At 65.2% G+C, this 19,107-nt stretch carries 23 protein-coding genes; 3 read left to right on the top strand and 20 right to left on the bottom strand.

Features of this window, described 5'->3' with window-relative positions:
* Nucleotides 1–18: 18 nt before the first annotated feature.
* The 14 genes from DL238_RS08755 to DL238_RS16110 all read right to left on the bottom strand — a co-directional run bounded on the left by DL238_RS08755 (nt 19) and on the right by DL238_RS16110 (nt 10,116).
* The gene (locus tag DL238_RS08755) at nt 19–1,194 is read right to left on the bottom strand and encodes a deoxyguanosinetriphosphate triphosphohydrolase (RefSeq protein WP_115491904.1); all 1,176 of its coding nucleotides are present in this window, start codon (nt 1,192–1,194) and stop codon (nt 19–21) included.
* A 49-nt stretch (nt 1,195–1,243) separates the two neighbouring features.
* On the bottom strand, nt 1,244–1,978 hold the full coding sequence (locus DL238_RS08750; RefSeq protein ID WP_115491903.1) for an aspartate/glutamate racemase family protein: 735 nt from the start codon (nt 1,976–1,978) through the stop codon (nt 1,244–1,246).
* Between the two features lie 89 nt (nt 1,979–2,067).
* Entirely contained in the window at nt 2,068–2,271 is a 204-nt protein-coding gene (locus tag DL238_RS08745; RefSeq protein WP_115491902.1) for an alpha/beta fold hydrolase, read from the bottom strand.
* 36 nt (nt 2,272–2,307) lie between these two features.
* Entirely contained in the window at nt 2,308–3,297 is a 990-nt protein-coding gene (locus DL238_RS08740; RefSeq protein ID WP_115491901.1) for an SO2930 family diheme c-type cytochrome, read from the bottom strand.
* The gene (locus DL238_RS08735) at nt 3,294–4,499 is read right to left on the bottom strand and encodes a parallel beta-helix domain-containing protein (RefSeq protein WP_115491900.1); all 1,206 of its coding nucleotides are present in this window, start codon (nt 4,497–4,499) and stop codon (nt 3,294–3,296) included. Before DL238_RS08735 ends, DL238_RS08740 begins: the two co-directional genes overlap by 4 nt.
* 168 nt (nt 4,500–4,667) lie before the next feature.
* Complete coding sequence (locus DL238_RS08730) at nt 4,668–5,021, bottom strand: hypothetical protein (protein WP_115491899.1); 354 nt, start codon at nt 5,019–5,021, stop codon at nt 4,668–4,670.
* Between the two features lie 39 nt (nt 5,022–5,060).
* The gene (locus DL238_RS08725) at nt 5,061–5,693 is read right to left on the bottom strand and encodes a hypothetical protein (protein ID WP_115491898.1); all 633 of its coding nucleotides are present in this window, start codon (nt 5,691–5,693) and stop codon (nt 5,061–5,063) included.
* A gap of 35 nt (nt 5,694–5,728) precedes the next feature.
* On the bottom strand, nt 5,729–7,237 hold the full coding sequence (locus tag DL238_RS08720; protein ID WP_115491897.1) for an NAD(P)(+) transhydrogenase (Re/Si-specific) subunit beta: 1,509 nt from the start codon (nt 7,235–7,237) through the stop codon (nt 5,729–5,731).
* Entirely contained in the window at nt 7,234–7,407 is a 174-nt protein-coding gene (locus DL238_RS16115; protein WP_181883954.1) for a hypothetical protein, read from the bottom strand. The genes DL238_RS08720 and DL238_RS16115 overlap by 4 nt, the downstream gene beginning before the upstream one ends.
* On the bottom strand, nt 7,404–7,688 hold the full coding sequence (locus DL238_RS08715; protein WP_115491896.1) for an NAD(P) transhydrogenase subunit alpha: 285 nt from the start codon (nt 7,686–7,688) through the stop codon (nt 7,404–7,406). Before DL238_RS08715 ends, DL238_RS16115 begins: the two co-directional genes overlap by 4 nt.
* A 103-nt stretch (nt 7,689–7,791) precedes the next feature.
* The gene (locus tag DL238_RS08710; protein WP_115491895.1) at nt 7,792–8,382 is read right to left on the bottom strand and encodes a fasciclin domain-containing protein; all 591 of its coding nucleotides are present in this window, start codon (nt 8,380–8,382) and stop codon (nt 7,792–7,794) included.
* Nucleotides 8,383–8,440: 58 nt separating this feature from the next.
* A complete protein-coding gene (locus tag DL238_RS08705) occupies nt 8,441–8,803 on the bottom strand; it encodes a PH domain-containing protein (protein ID WP_115491894.1) in 363 nt (120 codons plus the stop codon).
* 46 nt (nt 8,804–8,849) lie between these two features.
* A complete protein-coding gene (locus DL238_RS08700) occupies nt 8,850–9,974 on the bottom strand; it encodes an NAD(P) transhydrogenase subunit alpha (protein ID WP_115491893.1) in 1,125 nt (374 codons plus the stop codon).
* 4 nt (nt 9,975–9,978) lie between these two features.
* Nucleotides 9,979–10,116, bottom strand: coding sequence for a hypothetical protein (locus DL238_RS16110; protein ID WP_181883878.1), 138 nt, complete (start codon nt 10,114–10,116; stop codon nt 9,979–9,981).
* 221 nt (nt 10,117–10,337) lie between these two features.
* Between DL238_RS16110 and DL238_RS08695 the strand changes: the two genes are divergently transcribed.
* Together DL238_RS08695 and DL238_RS08690 are read left to right on the top strand one after the other, a co-directional pair.
* Nucleotides 10,338–11,753 carry a sigma-54-dependent transcriptional regulator gene (locus DL238_RS08695; RefSeq protein WP_115491892.1) on the top strand — a complete coding sequence of 472 codons (1,416 nt, stop codon included), beginning with the start codon at nt 10,338–10,340 and terminating at the stop codon, nt 11,751–11,753.
* A 19-nt stretch (nt 11,754–11,772) separates the two neighbouring features.
* Nucleotides 11,773–12,543, top strand: coding sequence for an SDR family NAD(P)-dependent oxidoreductase (locus tag DL238_RS08690; protein WP_115491891.1), 771 nt, complete (start codon nt 11,773–11,775; stop codon nt 12,541–12,543).
* Between the two features lie 4 nt (nt 12,544–12,547).
* Here the strand turns inward: DL238_RS08690 and folP are convergent, their stop codons facing one another.
* The gene (folP, locus tag DL238_RS08685; RefSeq protein WP_115491890.1) at nt 12,548–13,660 is read right to left on the bottom strand and encodes a dihydropteroate synthase; all 1,113 of its coding nucleotides are present in this window, start codon (nt 13,658–13,660) and stop codon (nt 12,548–12,550) included.
* 315 nt (nt 13,661–13,975) lie between these two features.
* Nucleotides 13,976–14,236, bottom strand: a complete 261-nt coding sequence (locus tag DL238_RS08680; RefSeq protein ID WP_115492850.1) for a type II toxin-antitoxin system ParD family antitoxin — start codon at nt 14,234–14,236, stop codon at nt 13,976–13,978.
* 148 nt (nt 14,237–14,384) lie between these two features.
* On the opposite strand from DL238_RS08680, the gene DL238_RS08675 reads away from it, so the two are divergent.
* A complete protein-coding gene (locus DL238_RS08675; RefSeq protein WP_147291002.1) occupies nt 14,385–15,251 on the top strand; it encodes a DUF4238 domain-containing protein in 867 nt (288 codons plus the stop codon).
* 76 nt (nt 15,252–15,327) lie between these two features.
* Here DL238_RS08675 and DL238_RS08670 read toward each other — a convergent pair whose 3' ends face one another.
* From DL238_RS08670 to DL238_RS08655, 4 genes are all read right to left on the bottom strand, one after another.
* Nucleotides 15,328–16,473, bottom strand: a complete 1,146-nt coding sequence (locus DL238_RS08670; RefSeq protein ID WP_115491888.1) for a site-specific DNA-methyltransferase — start codon at nt 16,471–16,473, stop codon at nt 15,328–15,330.
* Nucleotides 16,474–16,648: 175 nt separating this feature from the next.
* Nucleotides 16,649–17,575, bottom strand: coding sequence for a calcium/sodium antiporter (locus DL238_RS08665; protein WP_115491887.1), 927 nt, complete (start codon nt 17,573–17,575; stop codon nt 16,649–16,651).
* Nucleotides 17,572–18,777, bottom strand: a complete 1,206-nt coding sequence (gene nhaA, locus DL238_RS08660; RefSeq protein ID WP_115491886.1) for a Na+/H+ antiporter NhaA — start codon at nt 18,775–18,777, stop codon at nt 17,572–17,574. The genes DL238_RS08665 and nhaA overlap by 4 nt, the downstream gene beginning before the upstream one ends.
* 115 nt (nt 18,778–18,892) lie before the next feature.
* Nucleotides 18,893–19,066, bottom strand: a complete 174-nt coding sequence (locus tag DL238_RS08655) for a YdcH family protein (protein ID WP_181883877.1) — start codon at nt 19,064–19,066, stop codon at nt 18,893–18,895.
* Between the last annotated feature and the right edge of the window lie 41 nt (nt 19,067–19,107).

Genomic DNA, 19,107 nt, shown 5'->3' with positions numbered 1-19,107 from the left:
TCGATTCTGCTTGCCCGTTCAAACATTGCTCAGATCGTCCGGTGCGTCCCCAAATATCTCCCGCGTGCGTTCTATCGCAAACCGGTCCGTCATGCCCGCGATATAATCGGCGATATGGCGGCTCCGCTGCGGTTCGTCCGCTGGCAGGCTGTCGAGCCACTCCGATCCCATGAGTTGGGGCCTATCGCAATAGGCCTGCCACAGCTGTGCAATAACGGTATTGGCCTTGTCCGCCGTCGCCGTCTGTTCGGGATGGTAATAGAGCCGGGCATACATGAAGGCCTTCAGCCGCCGCTCGGCCGCGTGGAGCGCGGGCGAGAACCCGGCCAGCTGCCGCCCAGCCCGCGCGATCTGCGCGGCATCGTCCATCCCTGCGGTGGAGGCACGCGCGTGGTCGATCACGTCGTTGACCATCCAGCCGATCTGCCCGCGCACCAGCTCGCGCAGTTGCCGGTCGCGCGGGGCGTTGGGGAAGCGCCGCTCCACCTCGCGCCACTGATCGGCGATGAAATCGAGCGTCAGCAGGTCGTCGAGTTCGAGGAAGCCTGCACGCAGCCCGTCGTCGATGTCGTGGTTGTCGTAGGCGATATCGTCCGCCACCGCCGCGACCTGCGCCTCCAGCGTCGGCCATTGCGCGAGCTCCAGCGGGAAGGCGTCGTCGAGCTCGGCCAGCGCCCAGTGCGGCGAATCGACCGGGCCGTTGTGCTTGGCCAGGCCTTCGAGCACTTCCCAGCTGAGGTTGAGGCCCTCGTGCGTGCAATAGGGGCTCTCGAGGCGCATCAGCGTGCGCAAGGTCTGCGCATTGTGATCGAACCCGCCATGATCGGAGAGCGCATTGTCGAGCGCGTCCTCGCCCGCGTGGCCGAAGGGCGGATGACCGATATCATGCGCGAGGCACAGTGCCTCGGTCAGATCCTCGTCGAGGCCGAGCGCGCGCGCGATCACGCGGCCGATCTGCGCAACCTCGAGGCTGTGGGTCAGCCGGGTGCGATAGTGATCGCCCTCTGGAGCGACGAAGACCTGCGTCTTGCTGCGCAGGCGCCGGAACGCGATCGAGTGGATGATCCGGTCGCGATCCCGCTGGAACGCGGTCCGCGGGCCGCGGCTTTCGGGCGACGAGGTGTCATCGGAAGGCCCGGGAAATTCGCGCCCGCGAGAGCGCGCCGGATCTGCGGCAAGGGGCGAGCGGCTCATGCCGCCGCCGTCTATCCCGCCGCGTGCCACCGCACAACCGGGCCGAGCATCACGAAGCGGCCCCGCCATGTCCGGGCCCATCCGCGACGTCATCCTCGCCCATGATCCAGTCGACAATCGCCTCACAATGGATGCGCGCGGAATCGAAGATCGGCAGGACATTGGCGTCGACATCGATCACCAGATCCAGCTCGGTACAGGCGAGCACCACGGCCTTCGCGCCATCCTGCTGCAGGTTGGTGATCATCGTGCGGAAGAAACGCTCCGCATCGCGGCTTGCCTTGCCGTGCATCAGCTCGTCGTAGATGATCGCGTTGGTCCGCTCGACATGCGTCATGTCGGGCGGCAGCAGGTCGACTCCGTGGCTGACCAGCTGGCGGCGATAGAAGCTTTCGGTCATCACGTTGCGCGTGCCGATCAGCGCCGCATTGTCCGCACCCGCCGCCTTCATCTTGCGGCCCACCGCATCGGCGATGTGCAGCACGGGCACATCGACCGCCTCGGCCACCTGATCGTAAATGCGGTGCATCGAATTGGCGGCGATCGCGATGGCCTGCGCCCCCGCCGCTTCAAGCCGCTTCGCCGAATCGACGAGGATGTCCGCCGCGCGGCCCCACTCGTCTTCCTTGGTGAGACCGTAAAGCTCCGCAAAATCGAGGCTTTCGATCAGCAGGGGCGCAGAGGTCATCGCCCCGGTCCGCCGAATAACGTCCTTGTTGATCCATTCGTAGTACATGCGGGTCGAGACCCAGCTCATCCCGCCGATCAGGCCCAGCTTGCGCAAATTTCCATCCTCGAATCCTGGTGTCGTATCGGGATGGCCTTACCGAGGAAGCGCGCGTGCCGTCCATAGCTGCGCCGCACCTTTGCGGGTCAATTCGCTGCGCCGGTCCCGACCTTCTCGCCCAGCCATCGCGCGACATAGGCGGCTGTCCGGTTGGCAGCCTCCTCGTGCGGGAGGTGACCGATGCCGGAATAGACCACCAGCCTGCTGTCGGACAGCTGGCTATCGTACCACATGCCGGCCTGCACGGGGATCAGCCGGTCTTCTTCGCCCCATATCACCAGGGTGGGCACCGAAATGGTCTCGACCTGCTCGCCGCAACACCCACTTCATCGCGCAGGCATTCCGGCAATCCAGCTTTCGACCAGCGCTACGCCTTCCTCGTGCACGGTCGCCTTGCCGAGTTCGGGCATGGCGACACCGGGCTCGTCGCTCGCCATGCGATAGACGAGGATCGAGGCTTCGGGGTCGCCCGGCACGATGTCGAACATCAGTCCACCCGATCCGCGACCTGCGGCGACGGGGCGCTTCCCGATCCCGATGGCGTGCGGGTCGTCGGTCTCCCAGCGCAAATCCAGGCCCGAATTGGACGCGGTCGAGCCCGGACGGTGGCAATGCGCGCAATTGACGTCGAGATAGGCGCGCGCGGCAGCAGCGGTCTGTGCGGAAGCACGGTCTTCCCACAGCGGCATGGTGTCCGCGCCTTCCGGTACGGTGCCGAGGAAGCTTTCCAGCCATGCAGCCGACAGGTTGCGCACCTTGGGTCCGATCGGCGTCACCGCGCCTTGCAGCCCGTGGCATTCCTTGCACTGGTTCTTGTTCGGGACGCGGTAGCTGATGTCCTCGCCCGATGGCGTGGTGACCGGCACCCGCTTGCCCGCGAGCGCGAGCGTCGCCTGCGTCTGTTCTTCGTTCCACACGTAGGGGAGTGCGATCCAGCCGTTGGCACGGTGGAGCAGAACGCGGGTCTCGATCTTGCGCTCACCGAACGCGAAAGTCTTGATCAGCGCCGAACCGACCGGGAATTGCAGAAGTCCCTGCTCACCGTGATCGACAGGTGCGCCATCGGGCACGTAGACGAAACGATGCTTGTCCGCCCCGTCGGAGAACAGCGGCATGTTGAGCCGGTAGGGAGTGACGCCCGGCGCGGGTTCGTCTGCCGCCGGATCGAGAAAGAAGCCGAATTGGCTCAGCGTGTCGGGCAATCCCTCATCCGTGATCGCGGCGTCGTTGATCGCGGGCGGAGGCAGCGCCTGTACCCCCGCCGTCAGCGCGAGCGTGGCCGCGGCAATCCCGAGGATGCCGAGATGGCGGATCACTTGAGCCGCGCCTCCAGCGCCTCGGGTGCGCCCCAATCCTCGATGCTGATCGGCTGGCCGATCGCGCCCACGTGGAGCGGGCCGGGCCGCGCGGCTTCGATGCCCGCGCCCTGTTCGGGCAGGTTGACCGACCAGCCCGCCATGTCCGGATGGACCATCAGCGTGGTCATCTCAGGATCTTCGAGGCCGTCCCACATCACCGGCGGCAGCGCGCCGCCGAAGGCCGCGAGCAGCTGCTCGGCGCCTTCGAACTGCGGGTCGGTGCCGCCTTCGTCGACCTGGTTGGTATCGATGCTGATTTCGCGCGGGTACGGATTGTACTCCGGGTCCTCGAAGGCGAGCGGATAGGCGATGACCATGATCGGAGCGGTCGGATTGTCGTAGAGCATGTTCTGGCCGACCCACACGGTGTCGTTCGCCATCACCATGATGCCCGTGCCGCGGCGCACGGAGGCGACGATATTGCCCTCAGGCGCGAAATTGGGCGTGGTGTTGTTCGCGACCAGATTGCCCCGCACCAGCACTTCGCCGCCGTTCTTCACCGGCAGGCCAGGCAGGTCGAACACCAGGATGCCGCCGGTATTGCCGGTGACGTAGTTGCGCTCGACGATCGCCTTGCGGCTGTTCTCGATCTCGATCCCGGCGACGTTGTAGCTCGCGATCGAATTGCGCACGGTAATCCGGCTCGACTGGCCCACATAGATGCCGGCGTCCGAAGCGCCGCTCACTTCCACCCCGTCGATCAAAATACCCGTGCTTTCGACCGGGTAGATGCCATAGGCGCCGTTTTCGCTGTCGGGCCCGTTGGTCCACGTAACGCGGATGCCCTGGTAGACGATATCGTCCGCGCCCTTCGACTTGATCCCGTCGCCCTTGGGGTTCTCGACCCCGAAATCGCGCAGCGTCACGCCGTCGCTGGTCACGAGCAGACCTTCGCCCGCGCCTTGCTGCCCGGTGAAATCGAGCACGCTCGCATGCATTCCGGCACCGCGAAGAACGACGTTGTCGGCATCGAGGCTGAGCCCGTCGGTCAGATCGAAGCGCCCGGCTTCAAGCACGATCTCGTCGCCCGCCTGGGCCAGGATCAGCGCTTCCTGCAGGCGTTCCTGCGCGCCCTCGCCGGGGGCCACGGTGATGGTTTCGGCGAACGCAGGCGAGGCGAGCGTCGCCAGTGCGGTGGCGGCCATAAGCGTGCGGATCATGTCTCTCTCCCTTTTGCGTTGCATAGTGCCATGCATGGGAGCGAAGACAAGAGCTTACAGGTTCTTCAGCCGTTCGTCCTGAGCCTGTCGAAGGGCGAGCCCAGCCCCATTCGCACTTCGACAAGCTCAGCACGAACGGAGCTTCCTGGAGTCGTTGAATGTGACGCCTTAGAGGTTCTCGAAGATCCCACCGAAGGCGCATGCGGCTGCAGCGCGAACCGTCACCTCGATCGCTTCGGGATCGTCGACCCGGCGGATGCGATCCAGCGCCTCGCCCGTGTCGCGCGGCCGCGCCGCTTCGCCGTCCTGCGGCGCGACATTCTGCAGCTTGCGCAGCTGCTCGGGGCTGAGCCGTTCGGTCATGCGCGGAGCCATGCACGCGGCCTGTTTCTCGGGCACGCCCGCCTCGACCAGCCCGACCCTGACGCTGCGCTCCGTCACCACGCGCATCCCGTCACCGAAATAGAGCCACGCGCCTACGCCGAGCACGGCGAGCAGGATGAGGAAGAGGAGAAGCCGCATGAGGGAAGACTAACCATGCTGGGGTCTGGAGACAAACCGTCAATCGATCCGTTCATAGACGACCATTGATTGATAGGCCGAGTGGTCGCCATTTTCGGGGTTCGAGCTGTTCACGAACAGAATGACCGATCGCTCGGACACGCGGACGAGCAGTGCCTGCGGTGGGCGCGCGAGATGATGGATGACCTGCCCACGGTTGAGGTCGTCCGTCGCGACGACCAGCGGCAATCTGTATCGTACCGCTCGATCCTGCAGATAGTCCCGATCGAAACGCGTCGATGGAACTTTCTCCCGATCCGCCCCGATCTGTCCGGTCACAGGATCCACGTGCGTGGGTATGAAAGAATAACTGGTGATGCGAAGTTCGCCGATGGTGCAGATGGACTGCCAAAGGCTCTCGTAGCTCCAGAATGGAAAGGGAATGCGGCCGTACGGCGTGCTGCAGGGCACCGCCGCCTTGCTGAAGGATGTCAGCGCGACGCCGCCGCTTTCCTCGATTGGCGGACCGTCATGCAGGCCGTAGATCGTTTCCCCGGCGGCGGCGCTCTGCAAAACCTCGTCGAGCACGTCGCGCGGATGCTTATCCAGTGCCAGCCAGACGTTCTTTTGTAGCACGAATGGCAGGGCCGGCGACGCGACAGGAGCCTGCGCGGCACAGCCGCCCAGTGCCAAGGCGATCCCGGCGACGAGGCTTCCGGGCCAGCCGATCAGTCCATCGCCTTCACGATTTCCTCGACCATCTTCTTCGCGTCGGACAGCAGCATGGTGGTCTGGTTCAGATAGAACACGTCGTTGTCGACGCCCGCATAGCCGACCCCGCCCATGCTGCGCTTGATGAAGAACACCTGCTTGGCATTGCCCACGTCGAACACGGGCATGCCGTAGATCGGCGAGCTCTTGTCGGTCTTCGCCGCCGGGTTCACGACGTCGTTCGCGCCAATGATGAAGGCGATATCGGCCTGCGCGAACTCGGAGTTGATGTCCTCCAGCTCGAACACCTCGTCATAGGGCACGTTGGCTTCGGCCAGCAGCACGTTCATGTGGCCGGGCATGCGGCCCGCGACGGGGTGGATCGCGTATTTCACGTCCACGCCCTTGGCTTTCAGCACATCGCCCATCTCGCGCAGCGCGTGCTGCGCCTGCGCGACCGCCATGCCGTAGCCGGGGATGATGATGACCTTCTCCGCCTGCTCGAGCATGAAGGCTGCGTCATCGGCGCTGCCCTGCTTGTACGGCCGCTGCTCGCGCGCCTCGCCGCCGCCAGCAGCGCTGTCGTCCGCGCCGAAGCCGCCCGCGATCACGGAGATGAAGCTGCGGTTCATCGCGCGGCACATGATGTAGCTCAGGATCGCGCCCGAGGAGCCCACCAGCGCGCCGGTGATGATCATCGCCGTGTTGCCAAGCGTGAAGCCCATCGCCGCTGCCGCCCAGCCGGAATAGGAGTTCAGCATCGAAACCACGACCGGCATGTCCGCCCCTCCGATCGGGATGATGAGCAGGAAACCGATGGCGAAGGCGAGCGCGGCAATGGCGATAATCATCCAGCCCTCGCCCGGACCCGCCGTGGCCGACATCGCATAGGCTGCGATCAGCGCGATGATCGCGGCGAGCGTGCCGAGGTTGATGACATGGCGCCCCGGCAGCATGATCGGCTTGCCGCCCATCCGGCCGGAAAGCTTCAGGAAGGCAATGACCGAGCCGCTGAAGGTGATCGCGCCGATGGCGATGCCCAGTCCCAGCTCGATCCGGCTGACAGTCAGGATCTGGCCATCGAGGTCCAGAATGCCGAACGCCCCGGGGTTCATCCACGCGGCCAAGCCGACCAGCACCGCTGCCATGCCGACGAGGCTATGGAAGCCCGCAACCAGCTCGGGCATCGCGGTCATCGCGATCCTTCGCGCAATGGTGAAGCCGATCAGTCCGCCGATCGCGATTGCGATCAGGATTTCGACGATATTGGCGATGTCGTGGGTGACGATCACGGTGACGACCGCGATCAGCATCCCGATCATCCCGTTGCGGTTGCCCGCCCGGCTGGTCGCGGGGCTGGAAAGCCCTCGCAGCGCGAGAATGAAGAACACCCCCGCCACCAGATAGGCGAGCGCAACCCAGGGATTGGTCGGCCCGTGCGCGGCAGCGGTCTCGACCGCATGGCTCACCGCGTAATCCGACCCCGGCGGCACCGCGAGCGGCTCTACGTCGCGAGGAAGGCTCATTCGCTTTCTCCCGCCAGGGGGGCAGCATCACGCGCATTGTCTTGCAGCGCCATGTCCTTGCCCACGGAATAACCGAACACCACGAACACAACGACCACCGCAAAGATCAGCCCGAGCGCCCACATCGCCTTTTTATGGCGACCGGTCGCCTTGCTTCCCGACCCGCTCATTTGCCGTCCTTCTTCTTGTACATCGCGAGCATCCGTTCGGTCACCGCGAAACCGCCGAAGATATTGATGCTGGCGAGCACCACGGCGGCAAGGCCCAGCCACTTGGCGACCGCGCTACCTGCCTCGGCGCTGGCAATCAGCGCACCGACGATGATCACGGAAGAAATCGCGTTGGTCACCGCCATCAGCGGCGTGTGCAGCGCGGGCGTGACCGACCACACCACGTAATAGCCGACGAAACACGCCAGCACGAAAATCGACAGGACGGAAATGAAGTCCATCTTAAAAGCACGCCTCCCCTGCGCGAAACCGGATGTGCGGGTTATTGCAAGGCGAAAGGGCGCTGTCGATGGGCTAGGCGCTCTCGGACAAGCGATTTGCCGGTCAGCCCTCGGGCAGGAGGACGCCGTCGATCACGTGCATCATGCCATTCGCCTGCGCGAGATCGGCCATGGTCACGCGCACGCCGGTGCCGTTATCGACGGATATGCGCAGGCTGTCGCCATCCTGGCGGAAAGTCAGCGTGGAGCCCGCCAAGGTCTGCGCCTCCCACCTTCCGCCGCCTGCCACGATCCGCGCGGCCAGGTCGGCGGAGGTGATCGTGCCTGGGATCGCGTGACCTGCCACCGTGGCCTTCAGCCGATCCGCATTTTCGGGGCGTCCCAGCCCCTCGCGAAGTGCCTGCGGCACCTCGTCGAACGCCGCGTCGGTCGGCGCGAAGATCGTATAAGGTCCCGCTGCGCCCAGCGTTTCGGCAAGGCCGACGCGCTCAACGAGCATGGCGAGGTGGGAAAATGCGTCCGCCGCAGCGATATTCTCTGCGATCGTCGCGTTGGGATATATCGGGGAGTCGCCGACGAAGGCGATATCGTCCGGCGCGACATCGGCCAGATCCACGTCGTCGGCGAGGCTCGGCGCGCAGGCCGACAGGGCAGACGCCGCGACGATGGCGGTTGCGAAGGCAGCAATTCTCATGGGTTAACGTCTCTCCGCCAAATCTCTTCACCCAATCTCTCTGGGCGCGGGGCCGAAACTAGTTGACGTTCATTCGCGTGGCGAGAAGCTTCTGCAACGCCTCGGTATTGGTGAACTTGCCGACCTTGAACTCGATCGGCGGATGGCCGGAGAGGAACACCGCGATCTCCGCATCTATGTCGATCGTGCCCGCACTAGTGATGGAGAATGCGGTGATCGAGCGATAGGGCACAGTCAGATATTCCTTCTTGTTGCCGAGGATGCCCTGCACGTCGACATAGATCAGCCGCCAGTCGGTGAAGGCGATCCAGTCGCGGATCGTGCGGAAGGCGAAGTAGACTTCCTCGCCCTCGACCAGGGCGTGGCCGTGGTTGTCCACGAAGCCTTGCGGCGTGGTCTGCGTCTGGTTCAGCAACCCCATCGGACTTACCCCCCTCCTTCAGCTGCCCCCGTTCAGCCGCCCTCGTTCAGCCGCCTTCATTCAGTCTGGCATTCACCACCTGCCCGCCTCTGGTCAGCCGCACCGCATCGCCGATTTCCTCGTCGAGGACGGGCCCCCCTGCCTCTTCGTCCCAGAAGGCCGAGAGAAAATTGAACAGGTTGCGCGCGAACAGCGCGCTCGCATCCGGTGCCAGATGCGCGGGCGTGTTGGCGTAACCCATGATCGTGACACCATGCCGAGTCACCAGCTCGTCCGCCAGCGCGCCTTCGACATTGCCCCCCTGCGGTACAGCAATGTCGAAGATCACGCTGCCCGGTTTCATGCTCGCGATCTGTTCGTCGCTGATCAGCTGGGGGGCGGGCCGCCCCGGAATCAGCGCGGTGGTGATCACGATATCCTGCTTGGCGATATGTTCCGAGACGAGCTTGGCCTGCGCGGCCTTGTACTCGTCGCTCATCTCGCTGGCATAGCCGCCGGTGCCCTCGCCCTCGATCCCGCCTTCCTCGACGAAGATCGCCTTGGCGCCGAGCGATTCGATCTGCTCGCGCGTGGCGGAGCGTACGTCGGTGGCGGAAACCTGCGCGCCCAGCCGCTTGGCCGTGGCGATCGCCTGGAGCCCGGCGACGCCGACACCCATGATGAAGACGCGCGCGGCCTGCACCGTGCCTGCCGCCGTCATCATCATCGGGAAGGCGCGTCCATACTGGTCCGCCGCCGCAATCACCGCCTTGTAGCCAGCGAGGTTGGACTGGCTGGACAGCACGTCCATGCTCTGTGCGCGGGTGATGCGCGGCATGAACTCCATGGCTAACGCCTCGAGGCCCGCTTTGGCATAGGTCTCGACCCGTTCGGTCTGCTTGAACGGATCGAACAGCGCGGCGACAAAGGCGCCGTCCTTCGTGCTGCCCAGCGTCGCAGGATCGGGGGCCTGGATGCCGAGAACCACTCCGGCGTCCTTGAGCACTTCCTGCGCCGAACCGACCGCTGCCCCGGCTTCGACATAGGCGGCGTCCGCAATCGCGGCATGTTCCCCCGCGCCCGCTTCCACCGCGACGTCGGCACCCAGCGCGATGAACTTCTTCGCGGTCTCGGGCGTCAATGCGACCCTCGTCTCGCCCGGGGCGCGTTCCTTGAGTACCGCGATCTTCATCGGATCAGGGGGCGATCAGCAGGACGACGATGAACACGATCACGCCAATAATCGGGATCGCCCACTTCAGGCTGCCCATGAAGCGTTCATAGGTGTTGCGTGCCTTCTCGATATCCTTCGTGTGGTGTTCGCTTGCGGCCATGATGGCTGTTATCTCCGGTAGGGATGGTTGTTTCGGCGAAGGGTCTATCGCCGCGTCCCGCCATTCTCAAGCTATTGCTGAGGCGATGTGCCCCACCCTGCGTTGCGCCGGGTTTCCCGCATGCGCCAACCGTCCGGCCCCATATCAGGCTTAATCTGGTCTTTACCCGAGTTGGGTAGAGCATCCCCCTGCACCGCATTGGGACGGTTTGTCGGGGTATCATGGACGATCAAGAAGAACGCCTGCTGATGTTGATCGATGACGAGCCGGCGCAAAGCCGCCTCGTCACCGCGCTCGCCGCGCGCGAAGGCTGGCGGACCGTCGTGGTGCACGATGCCGAGACCGCGATCGCCACGCTCGGCACGCGTCAGGGCATGCAATTGTCCGCCATCATCCTCGACCAGTGGGTGCCCGGCGATGCCGCATGCGACCTCATCGCAGAACTGAAGAAGCGCCGCCCCGCCCTGCCCATCCTGATGCTCACCACCAGCGCGAGCCCGCTGCTGGCGGTCGAGGCGATGCGCGCAGGCGCCACCGACTACCTCATCAAGCCCGTCGCGCCCGAACGGCTGATGCGCGCGCTGCGCAGCGCCACCCGGGTCGAGACGCAGCGCAACGAGTTGCAGCCGCTGACCGAGAAGATGCACGCCGTGCTCGATTTCGATGCGATGATCGGGACCGACCCGGCCTTCCGCATCGCGCTCGCCCGCGCGGCGAAGGCGGCCCGCTCGCACAGCCACGTGCTGATCGAAGGCGAAAGCGGCACGGGCAAAGAGATGTTGCTGCGCGCGATCCACGCGACCAGCCCGCGCGTGCGCGCGCCGTTCCGCCTCGTCAATGTCGCCGGCGTGCCGATCAACTCGATCGAATCGGCGCTCTTCGGGCACGAGAAAGGCGCATTTGCAGGAGCGTTCGAGAGCCAGATGGGCGCGCTCCAGCATTGCGACACGGGCACGCTCGTGCTCGACGAGATCGATCGCCTTTCGGCCGACCAGCAGGCGCGGCTCGCCGCGACGCTGAACGACGGCATCGTGCGCCCGATCGGCGCGACGCACGGCTTCCGGATCGACATCCGCCTGCTGTCGGCCAGCAACCGCCCGCTGAGCGAGCTCGCGGCGAAGGGGCAGTTCGACCAGGACCTGCTGGCCGCGATTTCTTCCACCCGCATCACCTTGCCGCCGCTGCGCGAACGGGCGGGCGACATCCCCGCACTGGCCCGCCATTTCCTCGCCCGGATCGGCGAACAGCCGGGCCTCCACCACCTCAGCCTCGCCGACAGCGCACTCAACCTGCTGTGCGCCTTCGACTGGCCGGGCAACGTCCGCCAGTTGCAGGCCGTGCTGTTCCGCGCGGCGGTGTTCTGCGACGCCGAAATGCTGACCGCAGGCGACTTCCCGCAGCTGGCCGAACTGGTCGGCGAGCACGAGACCGGGCAGCACGTGCAGGAATCGGTCGGCGTCATGCTCTATACCCATGACGGCAACCTGCGCCCGCTCGAGGAGATCGAGGCGGACGTGATCCGGCTCGCCATCGGGCATTATCGCGGGCGCATGACCGAGGTCGCCCGCCGGCTCGGCATCGGGCGCTCGACGCTCTATCGCAAGCTTTCCGATCTCGGGATCGACAACGCCGCCTAACCCGCTAGTCCCAGCGGCCATGACCGAGGGATACGACTTTGCGGGCCGCACCGCCCTGATCACCGGCGCCGCATCGGGCATCGGTGCCGCAACCGCGCGCTGGCTCGACCGCCAGGGCATCGCCCGCCTGATCCTGATCGACCGCGACGGCGACGGCCTGGGCAAGCTCGACCTGTCCTGCACGCTCGAAACCCACGCGGCGGACGTCGCCGACGAAGCCTTCTGGCAGAGGCTCGAACCCGAACTCGAGCGGCTCGACCACGCCGTGGTCAATGCCGGGATCGGCACCGGCGGCCAGATCGCCGAGCTCGATTTCGCCGAGTGGCGCCGCGTGATGGCGATCAATCTCGACGGGGCCTTCCTCACTCTCGCCACCGCGCTGCGTGCGATGCGCAAGCCCGACGGTGAGAACCGCGGGCGGAGCGCAGTCGTCACCGCCTCTGTCACCGGGCTCAAACCCGTGCCCGGCATCGGCGCATATGGCGTCTCCAAGGCGGCGGTCGCGCACATGGCGCGGATCGCAGCCGCCGAGAACGCGGCGCTCGGTATCCGGGTCAACGCCATCGCGCCGGGCGGGGTCGATACCGCGATCTGGAATTCGCCCGAGCTCGAAGCCCAGTTCGCCGAACATGGCCGCGAGGCGGTGATCGCGCAGATGGGCCAGACCACCCCGCGCGGACGCTTCGCCACCGCCGACGAACTGGCCCGCGACATCGGCTATCTTTTGTCCGACGCCGCCGCCAACGTGACCGGGACGGTGCTCACCAGCGACGGCGGCTATACGCTCTGACCGGCTAGCCCGGCAGGTCCGCAAAATCGGTCAGCGCATTGTCGCGTAGTCCGCGCCAGACGTCGCGCGCCTGCACGCTTTCGGGCACGTCGTGGACGCGCAGGATGTGCGCGCCTGCATCCATCGCCGCAATCGCCAGCGCGATGCTGCCGCCGAGCCGCGCGTCCGCCGCCGCCTCCTTGCTCAGCGCCCCGATCATGCGCTTGCGGCTTGCACCGAACAGGATCGGCTGGCCGAGCGCGTGGAACAGCGGCAGCGCGTTGATCAGCGCAAGGTTGTCGCCGAGCGACTTGCCGAAGCCCAGGCCCGGATCGAGCAGGATCTTCGAACGCTCGATCCCCGCCGCAACCGCTGCATCGCGCCGTTCGCGCAAGGCATCGAACACGTCGAACACCACGCTCTCATAAGTGCCGCCCTCATGCAGGTCCTTGCCCTTGCCCGGCGCGTGCATCAGCACCACCGGGCACCCGGTCTTGGCCACAAGTTCAGCCGAGCGCGGGTCGTAGCGCAGCGCCGAGACATCGTTGACGATCGCTGCGCCTGCCTGCAGCGCCGCCTCCATCGTGCCCGCCCGGCGCGTGTCGATGCTGACCGCCGCGCCCATGCTGGCGGCGGCCTCCACCGCGGGGACGATGCGGCGGATTTCCTCTTCCTCCCACACGGCATCGGCGCCGGGCCGCGTGCTTTCCCCGCCGATGTCGATGATCGCGGCCCCGGCCTCGACCATCGCGCCGATCGCCTCGCGCGTGCCCGCCGGGTCGCCCACATGCTTGCCCCCGTCGGAGAAGCTGTCGGGCGTGACGTTGAGGATGCCCATCACCTGCGGCTGGTCGAGGCGAATGGTGCGCGCGCCGAGCTCCAGCGGCGGGTGCGCGTTGCGCAGGTTGCTCCACTGCGCCTCGGCCTCCGCAGCCACGCTGTTGGGCAGTTCTGCGAGTACCTGCGCAATGCTCTCGGGCGAAGAGCGCCAGCGCTCGATCACTTCACCATCGCGGCGATAGATCACCACAAAGCGGCTGGCATAGACGAGCCCGCCGCCAAGCCGGACGGCATCGCCCTCCTCGCTCTGCGGACCCGGCGCGAAGCCGATCGGGCGGATGTAGACAGTCTCGCTCATGCGCGGATTTCCGCCGATCTAGGGGCGACATGGGTGACACGTGTCACCCTGGTGTCACCCTGCGAAGGGTCGAGATAAGCTCTTGATAAAATGCGAACAAAACGCGTCAGCTTGGCTTGGGGATGACACATCGGCGATTTTCGGGCCGAAAAATCACGCGCGCCGGCCGCGGGAAGAGTCAATCTGGTCATCCGCGAAGTGATAGCGCCGTATAGGCCGGTAGGACAGCCGCACGCTCCCCTTAACGCGTCATCCCGGGCATCGACCCGGGATCAGGCTAATTTTGCCGTGCCGAGAAAGAAGCCCGACCCCGGATCAAGTCCGGGGTGACGGGGAAGAAATACTGTTCATCGCGCCGGCCCAAATCTCCTCGAGCGACCTGTCGCTCACCCCGCTGTCCAGCCCATCGGCAATCGCCTGCCGCAATCCCGAAAGCTTGGCCTGCCCCTCCCGATCGCGGCGGACGAGGTCGCGGATAGACTCGCTGTCGTTGGTGAAACCGCCCTCGGCAATCTGCCGCTTGATCCACGCGTCCTGCGTGTCGCTGAGCGTGATGGTTTTGCGGATGGTCGCCATGGGCTGCTCCTGATGGGAGCGATGTATCATACTATTGGTGCGGGTGCGAGATTCGTGCTGATACTGCCTTTGCCCTACGCTACGAAACCGTTGAGGTCTGAATCCGCGCAAATCCTTTCTTCTTGGATTGTGTCCCGTCATCATCGGAATGCGTGAAGATATGCCACCACCGCGTAAGCATCACTATCTCCCCGAATGGTATCTTTCTCGATGGAAGCGACCGTGGAATGGCAAGGAAGTTATTTGGGAATTTGGACGGGTGGGGCCCAAGAAAAAGCTGCACTCTAGATACCGCCACCCCTCAGCAACGGGCTATGCGATCGATCTCTACACAATCCCCAATCGTGATCCAGAAGACGCAAGCGAGATCGAAACTAAGCTCCTTCAATTTGTCGATGATCGAGGCGCAAAAGCCATCGCTATGGCCGAAAGAAATGAATTGGCCGGCCCTGAAGACAAAGTCGGCTTAGTTCGATTTATGTTATCGATGCTCCACCGGTCCCCGGAGCGGATCGAATTCCTTGAGAATCGATTGAGGGAAGACCTGTTTGAGAACCCATTGTTCGCAGATGAGGATCCTTCCGTTTTTCGCGCAGGAGCCCTCAATGTGTTCGTCGATTTGGTCCAATCTCAAGCTATGATTGAACGAATGATGGAATTATCCGTCTTCATCATAAACCTGAACGACAATGCATACGACCTAATGACAAGCGATAGCCCATTGATGATGTCTAATGGGTTGGCGCATCGGGACGCATTTGTAATTCTTCCTACCGGGCCGCGGACCTTGGTCATGCTGGCCGAGAACAAATCGCTTCCTCAGCATGTGGCAGGATATAGCGGCAAAATCGTATCGAAGGCGATGAACGACGCCGTGATAGTTCAGGCAAAGAAACTGGTATTTGGCGCCGACAGGAGACAGGAAAGATTCATCGACAATCGATTGAATCGCCCAGTGGCGCAATCTGCAAAGTCAATTGATCCGGTGACTGGTCTTGTTAAATGGAAAATCTGACTCTGGGCGCCCACAGATAACGATCATTCCCAAAAAAGAAGCTGGACCCCGGATCAAGTCCGGGGTGACGGGAAGATCAATCCTCCGTCGCGAGCAGATACAGCTGCCGCGCGGCATCCAGCGGCTTCACCAGACCCTCGTCCTCGAAGTGCCAGAAGGTCCAGCCGTTGCAGCTGGGGGCGCCTTGCAGGTCCTTGCCGACCTGGTGGATCGATCCGATCAGCTTGTCGCACGCAAGCGATCCGTCGGCCCGCACCGTCGCGATCCAGCGGCGCTGCTTGTCGAAGACCTGCGTGCCCGGCTTGACGAAGCCCGCCTCCACCAGCGTGCCGAAGGCAACGCGGGGCGCCGTGCGCTTGCTCTGCATCGTGGTCAGGGCGCTTTCGTCGAGCGGGAGTTCCTTCTCGATCCGCGCCCTCGCCACCTTGCGGTAGGCTTCTTCGCGCTCGCAGCCGATCCATTCGCGGCCCAAGCGCTTGGCGATCGCGCCGGTGGTGCCGGTGCCGAAGAACGGGTCGAGCACCACATCGCCGCGCTCGGTCGTGGCGAGCAGGACGCGATAGAGCAGCGCCTCGGGCTTCTGCGTCGGGTGCGCCTTGTGGCCTTGGTCGTCCTTCAGCCGCTCGCCCCCGGCGCAGATCGGGAAGGTCCAGTCGCTGCGCATCTGAAGCTCGTCGTTGAGCGTTTTCATCGCGCGGTAGTTGAAGTGGTAGCGCGCCTTTTCACCCTGGCTCGCCCAGATCAGCGTCTCGTGCGCATTGGTGAAGCGCGTGCCGCGGAAATTGGGCATGGGGTTGGTCTTGCGCCACACGATGTCGTTGAGGATCCAGAACCCCAGATCCTGCAGCGTCGCGCCGAGGCGGTAGATATTGTGATAGCTGCCGATCACCCACAGCGCGCCGTCGGGCTTCAGAACGCGTCGGCACTCCGCCAGCCAGGCCTTTGAGAAGTCATCATAAACCTTGAAGCTGTCGAACTGGTCCCAGTGATCGGTCACGGCATCGACATGGCTGCCGTCGGGCCGGTTGAGATCGCCGCCGAGCTGCAGGTTGTAGGGCGGATCGGCGAAGACCAGATCGATGCTGTTATCGGGCAGTTCGCGCAGCCGCTCGACGCAATCGCCGTCGAGGATCTGGCCCAGGGGAAGCTGGGGCGCCAATACCCGTGGCGGCGCAACCTGCGTGGTGCGCGCGCGGGTTCTCGTTTTCGTCTCTACCGCCATGCTGTTTCGCATCCCCCAAAACCTGTCGGCCGGGCGCCCTGATCGCCCCGCCGAGTTATCCACAGGGGGACTCGATGAGTCCTCGCGGAGTCCCCGTCAAGTCATTCTTGGTAAACGGCGATGGTTTGGATGCGGTAAAGCGTCCGAGCGTTGCCCTGCGGACTCACCTCGCCGCTCAGGTGAAGGCGAGCGCGGTGTTGGCCGCGAAGGCGCCCAGCATCAACAGGCCGAACAGCCGCCCGATGCGCGGCATGAAGCGGCACATCAGCAGCAGCAGAAGCGCCGAGGCGGCGGCGATCGGCCAGCCATATTGCAGCAGTTCGCCCGGCAGCGGCTGGCCCGACACGGTCATGGTGACCCCGCCGATCAGCAGCAGGTTGAAAATATTCGATCCCAGCACGTTGCCGATTGCGAGTTCCGCATGACCGCGGAAAGCCGCGACCGCCGATGCCGCCAGCTCGGGCAGCGAGGTGCCGACCGCCACGATGGTGAGGCCGATCACCGCCTCGCTCACCCCCAGGTCGCTGGCGATGGCGATCGCGCCGGTCACCAGCCAGTTGCCGCCGAACACCAGCGCGGCGACCCCGGCGGCGAAGAACAGCAGCGAGAGGAGAAAATTGGGCGGCGTCGCGGTCTCCTCCGCCTCCGCCTCGGCCTGCGCTGGCGGATGGCGGTAGCGCCAGAGGATATATACGATCAGCGCCACCAGCAGGGCGACGCCGATGAAGGGCGAGCCGACCTCGCGCCACGCGATCGCCCACAGGATCAGCGTCATCGCCAGCGCGACGACGGAATCGCGGCGGCCGATCCCTGCCAGCATGATCGGCGCGATCACCGCCGCGCCGCCGAGGATCAGCAGCGAGTTGGCGATGTTCGATCCGACGATGTTGCCCCACGCGATCTCGGGCGAGCCGCTCATCACTGCCTGCACGCTCGCCACCATTTCGGGCATCGAGGTCGCCGCGCCGACGATCACCAGCCCGGTGAAGAGCGTGGACATCCCCAGCTTCTCGGCGATGCCGACCGCGCCGCGCACCAGCAGTTCGCCGCCGACCGCCAGCGCGACGAGGCCGACGACGATCAGGATCAGTGCCCCCGTCATGCGCGGCGCGCGCGCAGCAGGATGAGCACGCCGGCGATCGCGGCGATCACCGATCCGGACAGGACGCCCAGCTTGACCGCGTTGATCTGTTCGGGGCTGGCGAAGGCCAGGTTGCCGATAAACAGGCTCATCGTGAAGCCGATCCCGGCGATCAGCGAGAGGCCCCAGACCTGCAGCCAGCCGACCCCGTCGGGCAGCCGCGCGATGCCCGATTTCACCGCCAGCCAGGCGAGGCCGAAGATGCCGATCTGCTTGCCGACCAGCAGGCCCAGCGCAATGCCGAGCGGCAGCGGCGCGAGCAGCGCGGCAGGCTCCATCCCTTCGAAGGAGACGCCCGCATTGGCGAGCGCGAAGATCGGCACGACGAGGAACGCGACCCACGGGTGCAGTTCATGCTCCCAGTGCTCCAGCTTCGCCTCGCCCCTGCGGTCCACCATCGGGATGCACATCGCCAGCGCGACGCCGGCGAGCGTGGCGTGGACGCCGGACTTGAGCACGAAATACCACAGCGCGACGCCGAGGATTGCGTAGGGGATCGAAGAGCCCACCCGCATGTATCCGAAGCCCGCCAGCAGGACGAGCACGACGGCGGCCGAGCCGAGCATCGAAATGTCCACGCCGGGCGTGTAGAACAGCGCGATGATCGCGATCGCGCCGATATCGTCGATCACCGCCACCGCCAGCAGCAGCGCCTTCAGCGCCACCGGCACGCGGCTGCCGAGCAGCGCGAGAATGCCGAGCGCGAAGGCGATGTCGGTTGCGGCGGGGATCGCCCAGCCCTGCAGGTTTCCGGGCGAGCCGAGATTGATCGCGACGAACACCAGCGCGGGCGCCGCCATCCCGCCGAGCGCGGCGAATATGGGGAGCGAGGATTGCTGCCAGCTCGACAGCTGGCCGGTCAGCACCTCGCGCTTCACCTCCAGCCCCACGAGCAGGAAGAACAGAGCCATCAGCGCATCATTGATCCAAAGCAGCGCCGATTTCTGGACCCCGGTGCCGCCGACGGTCACCGCGACCTCGGTCTCCAGCGCTGAGAAGTAGGCCGGCGCGAGCGGACTGTTAGCCCACACGATCGCGATCGCGGCGGCGGCCATCAGCACGATCCCGCCCGAGCTTTCCTGCTTGAGGAAATCGCGCAGCGAGCGCGCGGTCCGGGCGATGATCGCAGGCGGTTGCGGCGCGGTTGGCTGTGCGGTGCTCATAGGATTTTCCCCGGAAAGGATTGCCGCGCCTTGGCAGGCGGGGGCGGCATAAACAAGAAAAAGGCACCGCGCGACGCATCGCGCGATGCCCTCGGTGATGGTGATGGCCGATCGGTCAGGCGTTGGAGCGGGTCTGGGTGCTGGCGAGAGCCGCGATCCGGTCCTTCACGAACAGCCGCATCTTTTTCAGCCGCTTGCGATCCTCCTGCCGTGCGGGCGCGCGCATCGTGTCGATCGCGCGGTCGAGACGGCGGTGGGTATGGCGAAGCTTATCGAGATGGGAATGCACGGGTCCTCTCCTTTGCTTTGGGCTTTTCGGGGTCCCTGCAA

The organism is Alteriqipengyuania lutimaris (assembly GCF_003363135.1).
In the GTDB taxonomy this organism is placed as follows: Bacteria; Pseudomonadota; Alphaproteobacteria; order Sphingomonadales; family Sphingomonadaceae; genus Alteriqipengyuania; species Alteriqipengyuania lutimaris.
This window is presented reverse-complemented; position numbering and strand designations above follow the sequence as displayed.

Bases quoted from the DNA above. Each gene is read 5' to 3' on its own strand.
- DL238_RS08720 (WP_115491897.1), bottom strand. From the start codon at position 7,237: ATGAGCCTTCCTCGCGACGTAGAGCCGCTCGCGGTGCCGCCGGGGTCG.
- DL238_RS08735 (WP_115491900.1), bottom strand. From the start codon at position 4,499: ATGATCCGCACGCTTATGGCCGCCACCGCACTGGCGACGCTCGCCTCG.
- DL238_RS08755 (WP_115491904.1), bottom strand. From the start codon at position 1,194: ATGAGCCGCTCGCCCCTTGCCGCAGATCCGGCGCGCTCTCGCGGGCGC.
- DL238_RS08705 (WP_115491894.1), bottom strand. From the start codon at position 8,803: ATGGGGTTGCTGAACCAGACGCAGACCACGCCGCAAGGCTTCGTGGAC.
- nhaA (WP_115491886.1), bottom strand. From the start codon at position 18,777: ATGAGCACCGCACAGCCAACCGCGCCGCAACCGCCTGCGATCATCGCC.
- DL238_RS08680 (WP_115492850.1), bottom strand. From the start codon at position 14,236: ATGGCGACCATCCGCAAAACCATCACGCTCAGCGACACGCAGGACGCG.
- DL238_RS08710 (WP_115491895.1), bottom strand. From the start codon at position 8,382: ATGAGAATTGCTGCCTTCGCAACCGCCATCGTCGCGGCGTCTGCCCTG.
- DL238_RS08700 (WP_115491893.1), bottom strand. From the start codon at position 9,974: ATGAAGATCGCGGTACTCAAGGAACGCGCCCCGGGCGAGACGAGGGTC.
- DL238_RS08670 (WP_115491888.1), bottom strand. From the start codon at position 16,473: ATGGCGGTAGAGACGAAAACGAGAACCCGCGCGCGCACCACGCAGGTT.
- DL238_RS08695 (WP_115491892.1), top strand. From the start codon at position 10,338: ATGGACGATCAAGAAGAACGCCTGCTGATGTTGATCGATGACGAGCCG.
- DL238_RS08665 (WP_115491887.1), bottom strand. From the start codon at position 17,575: ATGACGGGGGCACTGATCCTGATCGTCGTCGGCCTCGTCGCGCTGGCG.
- DL238_RS16115 (WP_181883954.1), bottom strand. From the start codon at position 7,407: ATGAGCGGGTCGGGAAGCAAGGCGACCGGTCGCCATAAAAAGGCGATG.
- folP (WP_115491890.1), bottom strand. From the start codon at position 13,660: ATGAGCGAGACTGTCTACATCCGCCCGATCGGCTTCGCGCCGGGTCCG.
- DL238_RS08715 (WP_115491896.1), bottom strand. From the start codon at position 7,688: ATGGACTTCATTTCCGTCCTGTCGATTTTCGTGCTGGCGTGTTTCGTC.
- DL238_RS08690 (WP_115491891.1), top strand. From the start codon at position 11,773: ATGACCGAGGGATACGACTTTGCGGGCCGCACCGCCCTGATCACCGGC.
- DL238_RS08675 (WP_147291002.1), top strand. From the start codon at position 14,385: ATGCGTGAAGATATGCCACCACCGCGTAAGCATCACTATCTCCCCGAA.
- DL238_RS08730 (WP_115491899.1), bottom strand. From the start codon at position 5,021: ATGCGGCTTCTCCTCTTCCTCATCCTGCTCGCCGTGCTCGGCGTAGGC.
- DL238_RS16110 (WP_181883878.1), bottom strand. From the start codon at position 10,116: ATGGCCGCAAGCGAACACCACACGAAGGATATCGAGAAGGCACGCAAC.